This is a genomic window from Paenibacillus sp. LjRoot153, assembly GCF_964253085.1.
Classification (GTDB): domain Bacteria; phylum Bacillota; class Bacilli; order Paenibacillales; family NBRC-103111; genus Paenibacillus_E.
On the sequence record NZ_CAXUQH020000001.1, the window covers coordinates 7,975,876 to 7,991,709 of the forward strand.

12 protein-coding genes are annotated in these 15,834 nt (G+C 47.4%); 1 reads left to right on the forward strand and 11 read right to left on the reverse strand.

All coding sequences use genetic code 11. The annotated features are described in order from the left end of the window. Positions 1-81: 81 nt before the first annotated feature. The 10 genes from ACSQ8P_RS34655 to ACSQ8P_RS34700 form a co-directional block, all read right to left on the reverse strand. Entirely contained in the window at positions 82-1,671 is a 1,590-nt protein-coding gene (locus ACSQ8P_RS34655; protein ID WP_436239287.1) for an extracellular solute-binding protein, read from the reverse strand. A gap of 169 nt (positions 1,672-1,840) precedes the next feature. After that, a complete protein-coding gene (locus tag ACSQ8P_RS34660; RefSeq protein ID WP_236292600.1) occupies positions 1,841-2,722 on the reverse strand; it encodes a carbohydrate ABC transporter permease in 882 nt (293 codons plus the stop codon). An 18-nt stretch (positions 2,723-2,740) separates the two neighbouring features. Further along, complete coding sequence (locus ACSQ8P_RS34665) at positions 2,741-3,673, reverse strand: ABC transporter permease (RefSeq protein WP_235550613.1); 933 nt, start codon at positions 3,671-3,673, stop codon at positions 2,741-2,743. A 626-nt stretch (positions 3,674-4,299) separates the two neighbouring features. Then, positions 4,300-7,410 (reverse strand): MMPL family transporter, encoded by a 3,111-nt coding sequence (locus ACSQ8P_RS34670; RefSeq protein WP_436239288.1) that lies wholly within the window; start codon positions 7,408-7,410, stop codon positions 4,300-4,302. 68 nt (positions 7,411-7,478) lie between these two features. Next, positions 7,479-8,102, reverse strand: a complete 624-nt coding sequence (locus tag ACSQ8P_RS34675; RefSeq protein ID WP_436239289.1) for a TetR/AcrR family transcriptional regulator — start codon at positions 8,100-8,102, stop codon at positions 7,479-7,481. 127 nt (positions 8,103-8,229) lie between these two features. Beyond that, positions 8,230-9,267: a fatty acid desaturase gene (locus ACSQ8P_RS34680; RefSeq protein WP_436239290.1), complete on the reverse strand. Its 1,038-nt coding sequence runs from the start codon at positions 9,265-9,267 to the stop codon at positions 8,230-8,232. Positions 9,268-9,497: 230 nt separating this feature from the next. After that, complete coding sequence (locus tag ACSQ8P_RS34685; protein WP_436239673.1) at positions 9,498-10,109, reverse strand: flavin reductase family protein; 612 nt, start codon at positions 10,107-10,109, stop codon at positions 9,498-9,500. Positions 10,110-10,140: 31 nt separating this feature from the next. Beyond that, positions 10,141-10,749 (reverse strand): alpha/beta hydrolase, encoded by a 609-nt coding sequence (locus ACSQ8P_RS34690; RefSeq protein WP_436239291.1) that lies wholly within the window; start codon positions 10,747-10,749, stop codon positions 10,141-10,143. After that, positions 10,746-11,705 carry a ring-cleaving dioxygenase gene (locus ACSQ8P_RS34695; RefSeq protein ID WP_436239292.1) on the reverse strand — a complete coding sequence of 320 codons (960 nt, stop codon included), beginning with the start codon at positions 11,703-11,705 and terminating at the stop codon, positions 10,746-10,748. Before ACSQ8P_RS34695 ends, ACSQ8P_RS34690 begins: the two co-directional genes overlap by 4 nt. Before the next feature lie 111 nt (positions 11,706-11,816). After that, entirely contained in the window at positions 11,817-12,260 is a 444-nt protein-coding gene (locus tag ACSQ8P_RS34700) for a MarR family winged helix-turn-helix transcriptional regulator (protein WP_436239293.1), read from the reverse strand. Positions 12,261-12,450: 190 nt separating this feature from the next. On the opposite strand from ACSQ8P_RS34700, the gene ACSQ8P_RS34705 reads away from it, so the two are divergent. Next, complete coding sequence (locus ACSQ8P_RS34705; RefSeq protein ID WP_436239294.1) at positions 12,451-13,644, forward strand: MFS transporter; 1,194 nt, start codon at positions 12,451-12,453, stop codon at positions 13,642-13,644. A gap of 435 nt (positions 13,645-14,079) precedes the next feature. Here ACSQ8P_RS34705 and ACSQ8P_RS34710 read toward each other — a convergent pair whose 3' ends face one another. Further along, entirely contained in the window at positions 14,080-15,798 is a 1,719-nt protein-coding gene (locus tag ACSQ8P_RS34710; RefSeq protein WP_436239674.1) for an ABC transporter ATP-binding protein, read from the reverse strand. Positions 15,799-15,834 lie beyond the last annotated feature (36 nt).

Consider the following 15,834-nt stretch of genomic DNA (forward strand, 5'->3'; position numbering starts at 1 on the left):
CTCTCCTTTCAAAATGGGATGAAATGCACGCTCCCCACGTACCGTTGGGTACGTGAGGAGCGGCATGCTCAGAAACTGAGCTTATTTTCTTGGCATCGACACAGTCGTACCGGAATCTTTACTATTAAATTTCTCTGTTGCTTCCTTGATAACTTCGTTTCCACCTTTGGACTTCCACTCTTCTAATACTTTCGGCCAGTCGGAAATCGGTTCTTTACCATAAACCATTTTCACCATGTGGGAAAGAATAACTGGAGGTGCTTGGTCGGAAAGCGGTGAAATATCAGGGTTTTTCATCAAAGATTCTAGACGTGGCTCGAAGTTGATACCATCGCGTCCTTCATTCTTCAACGTCGTGTCATACACGTTCATCAATTTCTTGCCATCTTCTGTCAAGCTAAGTGTACCCTTATTATAGGTTGTATCTTGAACAAGCCACAAGAAAGATTGACGGTAACGCTCTTCATCGACAGCAGCTGGATCTGTTGGTGCTTTATAGTCGATTTTACCATTAGCTTCTGTATAAGTGTCGCCTTGGATACCGAATGTGAAGAATTTCTCAGCTTCATCGGACATCATCCAGTCGAAGAACTTAATAATTTGCTCAGCATTTTTCACGTTTTTATTGATGAAGTAAGCACGCGGCGCTGGTCCATACAAGTAGTGACCACCTTTACCGTCAGGTCCAGTTGGGGAACTGATAATTTCGATATCACCCGTTGGAACTGTTGCTTTCAGTTGTGTCTCCCATTGCAGCATTTCATTTGCGTTCATGGACCACATGCCTGCTTTACCTGCAAGAATTGTGTTTTTGAACACGGTCGCATTAATTGTTGCGAATTCTTTGTTGATCAAGCCTTCATCAAACATCGTTTTGTACGTTTGCAGGGCTTTCGTCATGTTCTCTGTATCAAAGAATTTCGGCAGAATTTGATCGCCAGACTTCTCGAACATCGACAGGTACGGATACACATCATAAGCACCGAAGAAGGAATCAGAATACTTAAAGTTCTCACGGCCCATGTATGGGTTCTCAACACCCATTTCTTTGAACTTACGCAGAACAGCCATGTACTCATCTACGGTTTTAGGCACGCCCAAACCTGTTTTATCTAGCAAATCTTTACGGATAAAGATCGAACGACGGGATGGGTTGGACAAGTACTCAGGAATCGCATAGATTTTACCGTTGTACGTTACGTTATCCCAAGCATCTTTCGGAACTTTCTTCAGCAAATTCGGGCCGAACTTCTTCAGAAGCTCATCCAGCGGTTGGAAAACCCCCGCTTTCACTGATCCTGCCATTTCTTTCCCGTTCACACCACCGCTGCCTTGTACAACATCAGGAATGTCGTTTGTTGCAAACATTTGGATCATCTTTTGTTCATATTCTTTGTGCGGAACAAGCACGATATTCATATCGGAGTTTGTAAGCTCTTCAAGCTTCTTCACCCATTTGTCTTGGTTAATATCAGGCGATTTCTCAACGTGTCCGAAAGCAAGTGTACGCAAGGAGATCGAAAACTTTGTTTTTTCTGCTGGCTTTGTACTAGCTGCAGCCGTAGTACTAGCACTAGATGCCGGTTTATCCTCAGTCTTGGAAGAAGAACATGCGGCCAGCACACTACCCATTAATACGACAGCCATCGTCGTGGGAATCCATTTTTTCATATTTCTACCCCTCTTTTCATTTCGACTAGGTAACTAACGCTTTCACAACTTCATTGTAAAAGCGTTTACAATGAGCGACTATGGACTGTCTTTAGTTCGAATTGTCTTTTTTTTAGAATTGAGTAAAAAGAGTTAATAAATCACTAATTTGTATAAATTTGTCTGACCACTAAGACTTAACCGAACCAACCATCATACCTTTGACGAAATGACGCTGTAAAAACGGATAAATAATAATGATGGGCAGCGTTGCGATAATGATCGTTGCCATTTTGATACCTTCTGGATCCATATGAGCAAGCCCGCTGAACTGGGAAGCGTTCGGGTCAATACTGATGTCCTCGGATACAATCAATTGACGAAGCTTTACTTGAAGCGGCCATAGTGCAGGCTTATTTACATAGTACAATGCGGCTTGAAACGTATTCCAATGGCTGACAGCGTAGAAAATCCCCAAGGATGCCATAACTGGTTTGGAAAGCGGCAAAACAATATTCCAAATCATTCTGAGCTCGGAACAGCCGTCGATTCGTCCAGAATCAATCAACTCACTCGGAATTTGCATGAAAAACGAACGCATAATGAAGAAGTTAAAGGCACTGATCGCACCAGGAATCATTAACGCCCAGAGCGAATTTGTCAGGTGTAAATTTTTCATCAAAATAAAGTTAGGAATAAGCGGCGCTGTAAAAACCATCGTAATCAGGACCATAATAACAATCACATTACGACCCGCATACTCTGGACGCGACACTGGATAAGCCAGTGAAGCAGTAGCGATCAGATTAATGAGTGTTCCTACTACAGTAATATACACAGTTACTCCGAAGGAACGCCAGATTGCCGCATCACTAAATACATATTGATAATTGATCGATGTAAACTGAACGGGCCAGAACAATACCTTCCCATTCACAATAGATTCCGAAGAACTGAACGATTGAGCCAGCACGTTTAAGAACGGCAGGAGCATCGCTAGTGACAAGAGAGATAGAAATAATATATTAAAGCCGTTAAACACTTGCCAGCCGGCTGTCGGCTTGCGATTCATATAGCGTTCACCTCCGTCTTAGTACAAGCTTTCACCCGTTGTTTTTTTGCTTAAAATATTACCTGTTACAATAAAGATCACGCCTACAACGGCTTTGAACAGACCAATTGCTGTCGTATAGCTAAATTGTTGACCCTGTAAACCTTGCGCATAAATATACGTATCTAAAATTTCGCCACTTTCTTTGTTGAGCGGATTCAAGAATACATAAACACGCTCGAAGCCAAAGTCAAGGAATTTACCAATGTGTAATAGGAACAAAATCATAATTGTTGGCAACAAGGAAGGTAGTGTAATCGATATCGTTTGTCTCCACCGATTGGCGCCATCCACTTCAGACGCTTCATATAAATCCGGATTAATCCCTGCTAGAGCCGCTAAATAAATGATGGTCCCATACCCGGAATCTCGCCAAATCCCTGAAGAAATTAACACGGTACGAATCCATGATTCTTCACCCATGAAATAAATAGGCTCAAAACCTAACCAAGTAATGAAGTGGTTGACTGCCCCTGTAGATGGGGATAGAATACCGATCGCAATCCCGCTCACGATAACCCAGGACAGGAAGTGAGGCATGTACACGACCGTTTGAAGAATACGCTTGTAAACCACTATGCGAAGTTCGTTCAATAGTAAGGCGAGAATGATTGGCGCTGGAAAGCCTAGCAGCAAATCATATACACCGATGAGTACCGTGTTTTTCAAGATATTAAGAAAGTCGTAGTGTGCAAACATGCGGGTAAAATGTTCAAGACCAACCCATTTGCTACCTGTAAAGCCATCGAATATGTTGTAATCCTGAAACGCAATAACAGAGCCTAATAATGGTACGTACTTGAAAACAATAAAGTAAATAATGCCCGGAAGCGATATAAGATATAGCGCCCTATACTTCCAAAACGTTCGCAGCAATGACTTGCCTTTGCTCATCTGCTTACGTCCACTCATCTGTTTTACCGCTTGTGCGTTGACCGCCATCCTCTGGCCCCCCTCACTAATCTTCGTCGATGTTATAGGTCTATCGTACCCTGATATAGCGCTTTCAACTATGGAATGGCTTTTCACTCACTTGTGTTTTTTTTAGGTTTTTGGGTTCCTGTTCGGGCCGACCCCCTAGATCCTCAACTCCTAACCCCCCCACCTTAAGAACATCCCCCCCTCTATAGTCCGCAACCCCGCCAACAAGCTAATCACTGTCCTCCCCCTCCTGATTCTCCCAAACTCCGTTCCCCAGCCGCTGAGTTTAACTGGAAAATTTCCATCTATTTTTATCGAAATAGACCAAATTCGCTGTTTAACTGGAAAACATACAGCTAAAATCGCTAAAATCCGCCCTTTCAGCGAAATCTAGCGAAATTAACTACAGGAAATCCAGTTAGTTTATCGGATGTGAGAAGATTGGCGAAATTAGCTGTAGTTTTTACAGTTAACAATTGGCCTCACTAAGCCAACGACTCTCACGGGCTCAGTTTCTTTCAATCGAGCTCGCCAACAAGCTATTTCTCCAAGCCCAAATCAAAAAAGCCCTCCCACACAAATATCACGTGTGGGAAGGCTTTTTCATTGTAGAAGCGTTACGCCGTGCGACTCTCCGTCGACACCTTGTGCGCTTTGACGCCGCGCTTTGCCCGTAGTGCTTCTGGCATAGCCAGCAGCGCAGGCAGCAGCATCGGCAGCAAGATGAAGCAGAGCACGATGAGGCCGACAATTACGGCCACAGCTAGCTCGACCAACAGAACGAGGCCGGATGGTACGAGCGTGGCGAAGGTTCCGCCAAGGATTACCATCGCCGAGATCACCACGCCGCCGATGTGCTTGGCGGCTTGCACGATCGCCTTCGAAGGCGATAGGTCACCAAGCTCTTTGTAACGCATCATCAGGAAGATGCTGTAGTCGACGCCGACAGCAATAATAATGATGAAGGAGAAGAACGGTACGAAGGAGGAAACCCCGTCGGCACCGATGATTTTATCTGTTACGACATTCGTCGCCGTCATCGCCACGTAGTAGGAAATCACTAGGCTCAGGATGATGTAGACGGCTGGCCAGAAAGCACGAATGACGAACAGCAAGACGATGAATACACCGATAACTACGATAATCGCAGTGCTATTGAACGACTTCAGCTGTGCCTTGTTCGTATCGTACGTTGTCGAGCTCGGTCCCGCAGCGCCGACCTTCGCATGCTCGAGAACCGTGCCCTTCACGCTGGCAGCCAGCTCCGCGTTAATACCTTCAATCGTATCCATCGCCGCCGATGAATACGGATCATCCTTCAAGATGACGATCATCTTCGTCATCGTCCGATCCTTGGACATGAAGCTGTCCAAGGACTTCCCGAAATCCTCGCTCGATAGCGCTTCTTTCGGGATGAAGAACGTTTTCGAGCCGTTCAGCTGCGTCAGAAACTGGCTCGTCAAGCCCAGCCCCTCGGACACATCACCGAGTCCGTTGCCGCTCTGACCAAGGCCGTCCTTCAGCTGGCCCATGCCGCCGCTGAGACCCGACAAGCCTTCGCTCAGCTTCTGCTGACCGTCTTTGACGCTGCCTAGCGCAGCATTCAGCTTCACCATGTTGGCAGCGATCTCGCGGCTGCCCGCGCTGCCTTGCTTCAGCCCTTTCGCGAGCTCAGCCGCGCCGCTCTCCAGCTGAGCCAATCCCGCTGCAAGCTGCGCTTGCGCGCCGTTCACTTGCGCCAAGCCTTGCGTCGCCTCGGCAAAAGCACTGTTCAGCTTGGCTGCGTTCTTGCCAAGCTCTCCTAGTCCGCCGCTCAACTGCGTCAGACCGGAGGCAAGACCTTCGCCTGTTTGTTTCAACTTGATGTAGTCAGCATCAGTCGCCAGCTGGCTGTATTTGCTACCAAGTCCGCCAATCAGGCCATTCATCCCAACAAGTCCTTGCTGAATGCCTGTAAGCTGCCCCTCAATTTGGCCGTAGCCATCTGTCACAGCGCTATACCCTTGACCAAGCTGCGTCAAACCATCCGTGATCTTAACGTTATTGGCACTCACTTGATCCATGCCATCCTTCAGTGCAGCAATCCCCGCACTTAACTCTCCAGCACCGCCAGCACCTTGTGCGATACCATTAGCCACTTGATCCAGAGCAGTCATCAGCTTGGTATAGCCGTCCTGCACTTGACTCGTGCCGTCTACCAGTTGACCAACGCTAGACGTATCCGGCGCCTCCAGCTTGCTTTGCATCAACGTAAGTCCATCACGAATTTGATTTACACCTTTTTGCGAGGCTGTAATGCCATCGGCAACCGTCTTCGTTTGAGTAGAAATATAGAATTCATCTATCGGCTTCGATTGCGGCTGTGTCACGCTTGATACCATATCGACACCCGGAATGGTTTTCAGCTTCTCCGTCACCTTATCAATTGCCGCTAAACCATCATTCGTGTTAAGTGGTTTGTCATTCTCAATAACAACCATGGTTGGGAGCGCCTGACCCCGGCTGAAATGGTCCGCCACAAGGCTGAAGCCTTTAGTGGATGGATGGTCATTCCCAAGCTCCTTTAACTGGTCAAAAGACAGCTTCTGATGATTCGCAAGCGCAAGCGGAATCGTTATAATCAGAATGATGACCGTCGTAATAATTGGTCTTTTCACCGCAATTTTCGTCAAGCCCGCCCAGAATTTACTTTCCTTATGCCCTCCCATGCCTTTGGAAGGCCAGAAGAGCTTATTGCCTAGCATTTTCATGAAAAATGGCGTCACCGTTACGATTTGGAGCAAGAGAATCGCCGTACCAATCGCAACCACGTTACCTGATTGATAAATACCGAAATTGGATAACGTCAATGCCGCAAACGCAATAAACACGGTCAAAATACTGTAAAAAATCGTTTTACCCGCCGTGCGGTAGGTCACAATGATTGCTTCATCCACGGATAAGCCATGGGATAATTCCTCTTTGAATCGATTGAATAAGAGAATGTTATAATCGGTCCCAATCCCGAAAAGAATCAAAATCAACAGCATTTGTGTAACACTCGTCACCGGGAAATTGAACTTATCAATCAGCTGTGCCGCAATCCCCATGGAAACCAGGTACGAAATACCAACCGCCAGCAAAGAAACCACCGGAATAATGACGGAACGGAACATAATCACCAAGACAGCTAGGATGAAAATGACCGTTAGCGCGGCACTTTTTTCAACACCGGACTCGGAAGCTTTAATATAATCATCCTGAATAAAATCCTCCCCAGAGAGGTAATACTCCACCTTCATATCCTTCAGAACATCTTCAAATTCCAGCTTAATGTCCTCGACGTGGCGCCCTCTTTTATCCAAAGAAAAGCTCGCCATCAAAGTCGTGCCATCCTCAGAAATAAGCGAAGACTTCGCTTCAGGCATGGTAAATGGATCAATCAACTGATTGAAGCCAAGCTCAGCTTGATGGCTTTTCAAATTCGTAATACCGGCCTCGATCGCCTTCATATCCGCATCCGACAATTTATTTGGGTTATGAAAAACGACGATATCACTCGTGCCCTCGACCCCATTAATTTTGTTCAAAATCGTTGAAGCAACCTTTGAAGGCGCGTCACTACGCAGCGGATCCTGCCCTCTTAGTCCAAGGATCGCATTCACATTAGGTTGGAAAACCGTCAGCAACACCGTCGCCACCAACCACACGGCCAAAATGGCCCAACGCCACTTAATAATTGATTTCATCTCTCTTTTCTCCTCCACTCACTTCAACTAGTAGTAAACAAGCGTTCATTATTGAGCTAAAAAAAATTTTATACCTGCGCTAACTTTATTTTTTCTGAAATACCCGTGCAATACAGGTACAACAGTTCATCAACGAGCATTTTGATCGTATCGCCATCCTCATGGTCACGCAAAATAAGACAAATACTCTCCATCATTGTCGTCGCAATCATGCGCGCAGCGAGCTGATCCTTCTGGGATAGCGTGCCTGATGGCGCCAATTCCGCTGTAAATACTTCCGAAATAATCTGGTGCACTAGTCGTATCATGTCTTGTTTCGCCGAAGCAAATCGAGAGCCTTCGCTCAGATTAAGCAGAATCGTAAGCTCTGTGCTGGACTCCTTGAAAAGCAGCATCAGGGAGGCATCAATTCGGCGCAGGATTAACAAATGATCAGACAATGCCGTACAAAGGGTATCATCTACCTCTTGCTTGCACACCCGCAGCACCTCGGCTAATTGCTCCTGAATGGGTTGAATGAGCTCATCGAACAAATCATCCTTGCTCTTGAAATAGCGATAGATGTTGCCAGGTGTTATGCCTGCGGCTTCTGCAATTTGCCGAATGGAGGCTTTCAAATACCCATGCTTCTTGAACTCGGCCAAGGCCGCCTGGCGGATACTCTTTTTGACTTCATCTTTTAAAATTTGCATTAATAAACACCCGTTCACTATTTGACGTCATAGTTGGATTATACAGCGCCCGTTTGGGCATTTCAACGCTATTTCAATAAAAAAAAGAGCCCAACCTGCAGATGATCACAGGTCAGACACATGTTTCTCATTCAACATCTACAGCTTTAATGATGCGAGGCTTCACTTTTACTCCAAATTGCTTCAAATCCTTGAACTGAATGAACTTCTTGGACTCCTCATTCCAGATACGGAATTTCAATGATTCCAGACTCGTTTTCAGTGTAATCGTCTGCACATTGCGAAGTGCAGCATTCTTATTGTGCACCTTTTGCAAATGATAGTTAGGCACGCGTGGGCTTAAATGATGAATGTGGTGATAGCCAATATTGCCTGTAATCCAATGTAAAACACGCGGCAAATTGTAGAACGAACTGCCGTGCATCGCGGCTTTAACGTAATCCCACTCTGCATCATTCTCGTAGTACGTTTCCTCATAGTTATGCTGTACGTAGAAAAGCCAAATTCCGGCCATACCTGAGAAGAAGAACATCGGTCCTTGAATCAGTAAGAAAGACTGCCAACCCATACCCCAACAAAGCAGTGCAATGCTGCCAACAATACCGATATTGGTGATATACGTATTGATTCTTTCTTTCATGCCTGCCTTCCTGCGGTTAAACCGGTAATCAATGAGGAAGATAAAGATTGGCCCGATAATAAACATCACGAACGGACTGCGATACAGTCGATAAGTCATACGCTTGAGCCATGTTGCTTGTATATATTCATCCACGGTTAGCGTCCAGATGTCACCAACGCCTCTTTTATCCAAGTTACCACTAGATGCATGGTGAACTGAATGCGTATGGCGCCACTGATGGTACGGTACGAAGGTTAATATTCCTGTTAGTGTGCCGACGATTTCGTTGGCGAGTTTGTTTTTGAAAAAGGATTTGTGACAGCAATCATGAAAGATGATAAAAATGCGGATTAAAAATCCCGCAGCTATTAAATCAATCGCGAAAGTTAGCCAAATGGAAACGGAAAGACTCAAAAAAGCAAAATACCAAAGCACGAAAAAGGGTCCAACTGTATTGATGATTTGCCACACACTATGCTTCATATGTGGTCTTTCGAAAGGCGCGATATCTTTCCGCCACCCACCCTTATCCTCATGCTTCATCCTGTTAGAACTCCCTCTCTCCGCGTCGTGTCGGATCTCGTAAGTTTATATCCCTTGAAGTAGTACGGTACGAATCGAAATAAGTTCCCGTTATAGGATAACAAATATTACACAGCTATCTCATCATACGTGGGCAAACCCTTTTTGTAAAATGCAATATAAGTAAGTCACAACAAAAAAGAGACGAATCGCCTCTCGTTCTGTGTAGAACGAAGCTATTCGTCTCCTCATTAAACGGGTCGCTCTATCTCAAAAAGCTCGCCAAGCTTCGCATAAGAGTGGCCCGCTAATCGACTTACAGGCTTCACCTTCTGCGGATCAATACGTCCGTTGTCAACTAAGTTATCATCGATGTGGAAATATACGACACGTCCGATTAACAAATCTGCCGCAGGTGCGTCCGGCGTTCCGCCAAGCGGAATCGCTTGCTCCAGGACGCATTCCATGCGAATGCTGGCTTCGGCAATGCCAGGAACGGCGATTTGTCTGCTCGCAATGGGCGTAAGCCCCGCTAGAGCTACTTCGCTTTCCTCAGGCGGCAGCGCAGCCGCGCTCTGGTTGATCTGGTCGATATAGGATTCGTCTGCGATATGCACGACGAAGGCTCCTGTATCGACAGCGTTGCGGGAGGTGTCCTTGCGGACACCCTGCTTCCGCTGCACGGAAACGGCAACCATCGGCGGGTCCGCCGTCACGATGGTGAAATAACTGAAAGGTGCCGCGTTCAGCACACCTTCTGCCGATAAAGTCGAGACGAAAGCGATTGGCCTCGGGATAATGCTGCCGATTAGCAGCTTATAATTCTCTCGCTCGCTTTGTGCGAATGGATCAATGCCTATCATTGTCATGGTGACAATCCCCCCTCTACATCTGTTAGAGCGAGATCCCTTTGAGCCACTCTGCTGCGGCAAAGACCTCAGACCGCGTCAATTGATGACCTGAATTCTCCCAGTGCACGTGAACATCCGAGCCAGCATCGCTCAGCAGGCGCTCCAGCTCCTCCGACTCCTCAGGGGAGCAGATCGGGTCGTTCTTGCCAGCCCCGATGAATACGGGGGTGTCTGAGAGATCAGGCAGCGGGATACCGCGCAGCGGCACCATCGGATGATGCAGAATGGCTGCGCGAAACGCATTCGGATAGTGGAACAGAAGGCTGCCCGCGATGTTAGCGCCGTTGGAATAGCCAATCGCAACGACGTTGCTGCGATCGAAGCCATGCTCTACCGCTGCTGCGTCGAGGAAATCATACACTTCCTTCGTGCGGAAGATGAGATCCTCCTCGTCGAAGATGCCCTCAGCCAGCCGACGGAAGAATCGCGGCATGCCATTCTCTAGGACATTCCCCCGCACACTAAGTACGGAGGAGGTTGGTGAAATCGCCTGCGCCAGAGGCAGCAGATCTTGCTCGGTCCCGCCCGTTCCGTGAAACAGAACGAGCACGGGCGCTGTCAAATCAGATCCTTGCTGATAGATATGTCTCATTGCTCATCACCTTCCAATACCCGCACTTCGATTGGCGGCAGATTTTGCACGATTTGATCGCGGCTTGCTTCAAACCATTCTGGCAGCATTAATTTCTCGCCAAGTGCTTCTGGCGCCTCATCTCTTGCAAACCCTGGAGGATCAGTAGCAATTTCAAACAGGATGCCGCCTTCTTCACGGAAGTAAATCGCATTGAAGTATTGACGGTCCACGATTGGTGTAGGGTGGTAGCCATTGCTTGCTACATGACTTCTCCATAGCGCATGCTCAGCATCATCTTTCGCACGCCATGCGATATGATGAACCGTACCCGCACCGCCAGCGCCGTAATCCATCGGCGTTACGTTGATATCGATGATGTTACCCAAGTCGCCGAAGGAAGTGAAGCGTGCGTAGGCCCCTTCTTGCCCTACTTTTTTCAGACCCATGACATTCACGAGGAGCTCCGAAGTTTTGTCAGGTGCCGTGCTGTATAGAACAGCGCCGCCGAAGCCTTTGATCGCTTTGTCCACAGGTACGCCGCCAAACGCCCACTGGCTTGGTGCGCCTTGCTCGCGCTCAACAATCTCAAGTCTTAGACCATCTGGGTCTTTGAACTGTACATACGTTTCGCCAAATCGCGAATTTTTCTCATAAGCGACACCGAATTGGGTTAGGCGCGCTTCCCAGAAAGATAGGCTGCCTGTTGGCACTGCATAAGTCGTGATGCCGACTTGCCCACCGCCGACACGACCTTTGCGAGATCCCGCGTAAGGGAAGAAGGTAATGATTGTACCTGGGCTGCCTGCTTCATTACCGAAATAGAGATGGTAGACTTCCGGTGCATCGAAATTGATTGTTTTTTTGATCAAACGAAGCCCCAAAATACCTGCATAAAAATCTACGGTTGCCTGAGCATGTTGTACGAAAGCGGTGATATGGTGGATACCTGCGGTTTGTTGTTGTGTTGTTGTCATAATAGCCAACTCCTTCATATTTAAGAATCTTTGCTTTAAGATAGTTTACGTGCGATGTTGTCATTTAAATCGTGGAAGTCCGTTCGTGCTGAGCTGAATGTCAACTCGTTACTACTTGAATCCTTCCTGCGCGTACCTGCCTAGCTTCTTCAACAGTTTACTTGCCAACTGCTTCTCTTCGTCTGTTAATCCTGCTACTGCGCTTTCGATCACTTCGGCGTGTTGCGGAAAAACTTCCTCAATAAATTGTTTCCCTTTTTCCGTGATTTCAGCAAAAATTAATCTGCGATCTTCCGTCGAGGTATTGCGTATAACGAATTCCTTTTTGACTAACTTATCGACCACATACGTGATGTTGCCGCTGCTCATTAACACCTTGCTGCCAATTTGTTGTATCGCCTGGGCTCCCTTGTGGTAAAGCAGTTCCAGTACGCCAAACTCTGTGCGGTTCAGTCCATGCTTGCGAATATCTCGATCCCCGTGGGCGTTCACCCACTCACTCGCTCTAGAAAGGGCGATGTAAAGATCTAAAGAATGGTTTCTTGTTTCGCTCATGTTGCTTCACCTCTTTTCTTGTTCGCTTCGTTTATCTTAATTTAAAGATACTTTATTTAAAGATAAATGTCAACAGGTAAAATTGAAATTGTTTCTTATGGCAAAAAAATGCAGAGAATGTCACACCTTGTTCGCTTGTCCTCGTGGTATGATTAAGCCTTTAAGAAAGAAAGGTGGATTCTAGGCAATTATGAACACTTCACATGCTTTACAAGGGACAGTAACCGAGAAAGAGCGGTTCCCTATCTCCCTTTTCTCCCTAACGGTTGGCGCCTTCGCCATTGGTATGACTGAGTTCGTTATTATGGGAATTCTGCCCAATGTGGCCGATGACTTGAACGTTAGCATTTCGCAAGCGGGGCAATTGATCACAGGTTACGCACTTGGTGTGGCATTCGGTGCTCCGATTCTCGCTATGTTGACTCATAAGCTCCCACAAAAACGCCTTCTCCTAGTGCTTATGCTCATCTTCATCCTAGGCAATGGCTTAGCTGCGCTAGCTCCCTCCTATGGGATTGTACTCGTAGCGCGATTAATCACTGCTTTGGCTCACGGTACCTTCTTCGGTGTCGGCTCTGTTATCGCGGCGAATCTAGTTCGGCCAGAAAAGAGGGCCAGTGCCATTTCCGTGATGATGGCGGGACTAACTATCGCGAATATTCTTGGCGTACCCCTTGGCACCTACATTGGTCAACATCTCGGCTGGCGAGCATCCTTCGGTTCCGTTGTCATTATGGGGATCATCTCTTTCATCGGTATCCTCATCTTCATTCCACAGATTACACAGAAAACAAATAGCAGTCTTGTGAAGCAGGTCCGTTCTCTACTGCAGCCGCGATTGTTACTCGTATTTCTGATCGGTGCATTAGGTTGCAGCAGTTTGTTTGCGGTCTTCACCTACATCGCGCCAATTCTAATCAACATTACAGGGTTTAAAGAGAGCAGCGTGACCTGGATTCTCGTCTTGTTCGGCTTTGGCGTCACCCTAGGCAACATCTTAGGTGGCAAAATGGCAGATTGGAAGCTCATGCCGTCCTTGATCGGCAACTTTGCTGCGCTAGCGCTTATTCTAGCCGTATTCGCATATACGGATCGATTCCCGGTTGCTGCGATTATCACCTTATTCATATGGGGGATCGCGTCGTTCGGGATCTTGCCTGGGCTGCAGATTCGTATCATGAATCTGGCCAAAGAAGCGCCAGAGCTGGCGGCCACCTCAACGCATTCTGCGTTGAATCTCGGCAACGCTGGCGGTGCCTTTCTAGGCGGCTGGGCGATTACGCACACCGGCCTGTGGTCTTTGCCTTGGATCGGCGCGGGATTGACCGGGGCGGGCTTTGTTTTGATGCTGTGGAGCTACCTGCGGGAGCGTAAGGTGAAGTAAAATAACAAAACAGCGGCAAGCTAGGACTTGATCATACAGTCTTAGTTTGCCGCTGTTTTTTTTGTTTTAAACAACTAGATCTTGTCATGCCATGCGATGGCTTGTTCCAGAATGATTCCATCTGACTCCACCCATTGCCCTCGCCACATGTTAACTGTAAAAAGTACATCTAATTTCGCCACTTTCCTCACTTTCGATAACTTAACTGTATTTTCTGTAGTTAATTTGGCCGTATTATGCTGTATAGCCCGAAATCAGATATATTAACTGGAGGTTTTCCATCTAATCGTCCATCAGGAGCGAAAACAGCGAAATTAGATGGAGTTTTTCCATTTAATCCTGAGGGTCGCTCTTGTGTTGTGGGATAGGCGGGCTCCTCCGGCACGCTCACATACAAAAAGGCGCTTCCTCATCAACCGAGGAAGCGCCTTGTCTTTACCCTACAACTGCCGAAGAACCCTTCTGCAGTTGGTACATTTTCGCGTAGCGCCCGCCTAGCGCCATGAGCGTCTCATGATTGCCCCGCTCGGCGATCTCGCCGCGGTGCAGCACAAGAATTTGATCCGCATCGCGGATCGTGGACAACCGATGCGCGATGACGAGTGTCGTCCGCCCTTCGCTCACAACCTTCAGCGCACGCTGGATGAGTCCTTCCGTCTCACTGTCGATGGAGGCTGTCGCCTCATCGAGGATCAGGATCGACGGATCGAACGCCAACGCGCGCGCGAACGAAATCAACTGCCGCTGACCGGAGGACAGCGTGCTGCCACGCTCGACGACTTGCTCATCGTAGCCATTCGGCAGCTGCTCGATAAAGCCAGCTGCGCCAACATCGTGCAGCGCAGCCTTCACTCTGTCAAACGAGATATCCTGGTTGTACAAGCTGACATTGAACTTGATGTCTCCCGCAAACAAGAACGGATCCTGCAGAACAATCCCCATATGCTTCCGCAGCGCTTGTTTGGACATGCCTCTGATGTCGCGGCCATCAATTGTGATCGCGCCCTCACCAGGCTCGTAGAAGCCAAGCAGCAGGTTCAAGATCGAGCTTTTGCCTGATCCCGTGTGCCCAACTAGGGCGATCGTTTCCCCTTTGCGTGCCTCGAAGGAGATTCCCTTCAAGACGTTTTCCCCTTCTTTATAAGCAAAGGTGACATTATCGAACTTCACGATGCCCTCAGGTCGCTGCACGTGGCCAACCTTCTCAACATCTTGACCTTCCATGTCAAGAATTGTGAATACCTTTTCCGCTGATACAAAAGCCCGTTGCGCATTCGTCAACTGATCGAAAATCCCGATGATCGGCTGAAAAACCCGACCCAAATAATCAATAAACGCATAAAACACCCCGAACGAAATGGCGGTCTCCAAGGATTTTCCGCCAAAATACCAAATGACCATCGCCGTCACCAAACTGCCGATCGTCCCAACCACATTACGTGTGGAAAGGCCGTAAATTTGAAATTGCTTCCGCTGGTTCACATAACGATCCATGTTCAGCACTTCGAACTCATCCAGCGTGACTTTCTCGCGGCGAAAAGCCTGAATAATCGGCATCACAACGATCGATTCATTAATCATCGCATTCATATCGCTAAGTCTAGCGCGCATGATGGTGATGAAAATTTTTGAATATTTGAGATGAACATACATAATCACCACAAAAATCGGCGGAAGCACCAAGCAGAACATAGCAAGATGCCAATCCAATAGAAAGAGCGCGACGTAAATCCCCACCAGTTGCAGCATGCTGACAACGAACGTGGCCATGAAGCTCATGAACAGATCGCGAACAGCTTCCGTATCATTGGCGATACGAGATACGACTTGGCCGATCGGCGTGTTATCGAAATAACGCAGCGAAATACGCTGAATGTGGCCCATCAGGTCCATCCGCATGTTTTTGATAATTTGTAAAGCGGTAGATTGAAGAATATAGGCTTGTGAATAATTACATAGTCCCGCTGTTAACAGTAAACCCATATAGAGGCCTAGCAGCCCCAGCACCGGAGCCATTTCTTTCGCACCTGTAGATAGATAGGTATCAATAATCGTTTTCGTTATATAAGGCCCGCCCAGCTCGGCAGCTACTGAACAACAAAGAATGAGCAGCGCTCCGAGAATTCTGAACTTGTAGACGAGTGCGTAAGACATCAGTCGTCTGGCCGTAGTCGGTTTAGACAAAATAGT

Coding starts and splice junctions, on each gene's coding strand:
- ACSQ8P_RS34655 (WP_436239287.1), bottom strand. CDS start 1,671: ATGAAAAAATGGATTCCCACGACGATGGCTGTCGTATTAATGGGTAGT.
- ACSQ8P_RS34660 (WP_236292600.1), bottom strand. CDS start 2,722: ATGAATCGCAAGCCGACAGCCGGCTGGCAAGTGTTTAACGGCTTTAAT.
- ACSQ8P_RS34665 (WP_235550613.1), bottom strand. CDS start 3,673: ATGAGTGGACGTAAGCAGATGAGCAAAGGCAAGTCATTGCTGCGAACG.
- ACSQ8P_RS34670 (WP_436239288.1), bottom strand. CDS start 7,410: ATGAAATCAATTATTAAGTGGCGTTGGGCCATTTTGGCCGTGTGGTTG.
- ACSQ8P_RS34675 (WP_436239289.1), bottom strand. CDS start 8,102: ATGCAAATTTTAAAAGATGAAGTCAAAAAGAGTATCCGCCAGGCGGCC.
- ACSQ8P_RS34680 (WP_436239290.1), bottom strand. CDS start 9,267: ATGAAGCATGAGGATAAGGGTGGGTGGCGGAAAGATATCGCGCCTTTC.
- ACSQ8P_RS34685 (WP_436239673.1), bottom strand. CDS start 10,109: ATGATAGGCATTGATCCATTCGCACAAAGCGAGCGAGAGAATTATAAG.
- ACSQ8P_RS34690 (WP_436239291.1), bottom strand. CDS start 10,749: ATGAGACATATCTATCAGCAAGGATCTGATTTGACAGCGCCCGTGCTC.
- ACSQ8P_RS34695 (WP_436239292.1), bottom strand. CDS start 11,705: ATGACAACAACACAACAACAAACCGCAGGTATCCACCATATCACCGCT.
- ACSQ8P_RS34700 (WP_436239293.1), bottom strand. CDS start 12,260: ATGAGCGAAACAAGAAACCATTCTTTAGATCTTTACATCGCCCTTTCT.
- ACSQ8P_RS34705 (WP_436239294.1), top strand. CDS start 12,451: ATGAACACTTCACATGCTTTACAAGGGACAGTAACCGAGAAAGAGCGG.
- ACSQ8P_RS34710 (WP_436239674.1), bottom strand. CDS start 15,798: ATGTCTTACGCACTCGTCTACAAGTTCAGAATTCTCGGAGCGCTGCTC.